This is a genomic window from Flavobacterium collinsii, from assembly GCF_902804485.1.
In the GTDB taxonomy this organism is placed as follows: Bacteria; Bacteroidota; Bacteroidia; order Flavobacteriales; family Flavobacteriaceae; genus Flavobacterium; species Flavobacterium collinsii.
On sequence record NZ_CADCST010000014.1, the window covers coordinates 1 to 872 of the forward strand.

At 37.5% G+C, this 872-nt stretch carries 1 protein-coding gene; it reads left to right on the forward strand.

Features of this window, described 5'->3' with window-relative positions:
• Positions 1–872: condensation domain-containing protein (locus FLA105534_RS00100; RefSeq protein ID WP_173964025.1), on the forward strand; the 872-nt coding region annotated here is incomplete at both ends.

The window sequence follows — 872 nt, forward strand, 5'->3', positions numbered from 1 at the left end:
GATCTGGAGCATCAAATAGGTTTGTATCTCAATACGCTTGCCATACGAACTCAATTGAAAAAAGAGACCAGTTTTGCAGATCTTGCAGCCTCCCAAAAAGAGACTTTATTGGGAGCTTACGAATATCAGAGTTATCCTTTTGATGTATTGGTGGGCAAACTGAACTTAAAAAGAGACACGAGTCGTACCGCTTTATTTGATATTCTGGTTGTTTTACAAAACCAGGGACAATTGAATAATCTTAATAATGAGGAACTGGCCAATTTTCAGGTAAGTGATTATGAGTTTTCCAGAAAAACATCGCAATTTGATGTGAGTTTCACCTTTGCAGAAACAGAAGGATTAGACCTTACCATTGAATACAATACCGACATCTACGATGCTTATTTGATAGAAAGAATGTTTACTCATTTTGAGAATCTTGTTACGGGAGCTCTGGAACAGCCGGAAATGCCTATTGGTGAGATTGACTACCTCACCAAAGAAGAAGAGCAAGAGTTGTTGGTTGGATTTAATGATACAGCCGTAGCTTATCCAAAAGATAAAACAATAATAGACTTATTTGAAGATCAGGTTGCCGGCACACCAAATAATATTGCTGTTGTATTTGACGAAACACAACTAACATATCAGGAGCTAAATGAAAAGGCAAACCAGTTGGCTTTTTATTTAAGAGATCGATATGCTGTTGAAGCGGATGATTTGATCGGTATAAAGCTTGATAGAAGCGAGAAGATGCTCATCGTTATTCTGGGAATATTAAAATCGGGAGCGGCTTATGTTCCAATAGATGTTAATTATCCTCAGGAGAGGATTGCTTACATCGAGAAGGATAGCAATAGCAAGATTGTTATTGATGAAGAAGCTTTAGG